This is a genomic window from Bradyrhizobium sp. Leo170, from assembly GCF_004296405.1.
Classification (GTDB): Bacteria; Pseudomonadota; Alphaproteobacteria; order Rhizobiales; family Xanthobacteraceae; genus Bradyrhizobium.
This window is the reverse complement of sequence record NZ_PSRR01000726.1, coordinates 1-1,315: the sequence shown is the minus strand read 5'-3', so window position 1 is coordinate 1,315 and position 1,315 is coordinate 1. Positions and strand designations below refer to the sequence as shown.

Sequence of the window (1,315 nt, the reverse complement as noted above, 5' to 3'; positions counted from 1 at the left end):
AACATCGCGGAGAGACGACCATGGAGCACTATGCCGGAATCGACGTGTCATTGGAATGCTCGAGCGTGTGTGTGGTTGACGCCAACGGCAAGATCGTGCGGGAGGCGAAGGTGGCGAGCGAGCCGGAGGCGCTGATCGCCTGGTTCGGCTCGCTCGGCTTCGGTCTTGAGCGGATTGGGCTGGAGGCCGGACCCTTGTCGCAATGGCTGTTTGCGGCGATGAAGGCGGCCGGGCTTGCCGTGGAGCTGCTGGAGACGCGACACGTGCGGAATGCGTTCAAGGCCATGCCGGTGAAGTCGGACCGTAACGATGCGCGCGGGATTGCGCAGCTGATGCGGCTGGGTTGGTTCCGCCCGGTGCATTGCAAGTCGCTGAGCGCGCAGGAGACGCGATCGCTGCTGACCGCGCGCAAGCTGGTGCAAGCGAAGCTTCTCGACGTCGAGAACAGCCTGCGCGGGATCCTGCGCGGCTTTGGCCTCAAGGTCGGCAAGGTGACGGCGCGGACGTTTGCGGGGCGGATCCAGGAACTCGTCGCGGGCCATCCGCATCTTGAGCGGATCGCCGCTGCGCTGTTGGCGGTCCGCGAGATCCTACGGAAGGAGTTCGCGGCCTTCGAGAAGCAGACCCGCAGGATGGTGCGAGCCGACCAGCAGGCCCGGCTGCTGACCTCGGTCCCGGCCGTCGGCCCGATCGTGGCGCTGACCTATGCCAGTGCGATCGACGATCCGGGACGGTTCACATCATCGAAGCAGGTGGGCGCCCATTTCGGCTTGACGCCGAAGAAGCATCAGTCCGGCGAGACCGACTACACCGGCCGGATCAGCAAGATCGGCGACGGCGCGGTGCGCACGGCGCTCTACGAGGCCGCCCACATCATGCTGACCAAGCCGGTCAAGGGCTGTGCGCAATTGAAGAGCTGGGCGATGCGGATCGCCCGGCGCGCCGGCATGAGCAAGGCCAAGGTGGCGCTCGCGCGCCGGCTGGCGGTGATCATGCACCGCATGCTCGTCGATCAAACCCCCTTCAACGCCGCCGCGGCGGCAGCCTAACAGGAGGCGCGACAGGTTTTCGAGCGGGTCACCACACCAGGCCTTCTCGAAGCGAAGTCCCTTCGCCGGGACGATGGATCAGGTCAGGCCGTTGCCCACCCGGTGGCACTACGACCACGCGTCCGTAGATTGGCCGGCCGATCCTCTCCAACCCCATCAGGTGGCGGCCTTGCGCCGACCCCGTACAGAAGCGAGACCCCGGCGAGCGGATGACGCAAAAGGGATTGACTGATCCAGGCCCGTTACAGAAGGGTGGGCAAAGCGCA

At 66.1% G+C, this 1,315-nt stretch carries 1 protein-coding gene; it reads left to right on the top strand.

Translation table 11 applies throughout. From position 1 onward, the window contains the following. The first annotated feature begins 20 nt into the window (after positions 1–20). Positions 21–1,049, top strand: a complete 1,029-nt coding sequence (locus CWO89_RS44280) for an IS110 family RNA-guided transposase (RefSeq protein ID WP_130584391.1) — start codon at positions 21–23, stop codon at positions 1,047–1,049. The last annotated feature ends 266 nt before the right edge of the window (positions 1,050–1,315 follow it).

Bases quoted from the DNA above. Each gene is read 5' to 3' on its own strand.
- CWO89_RS44280 (WP_130584391.1), top strand. From the start codon at position 21: ATGGAGCACTATGCCGGAATCGACGTGTCATTGGAATGCTCGAGCGTG.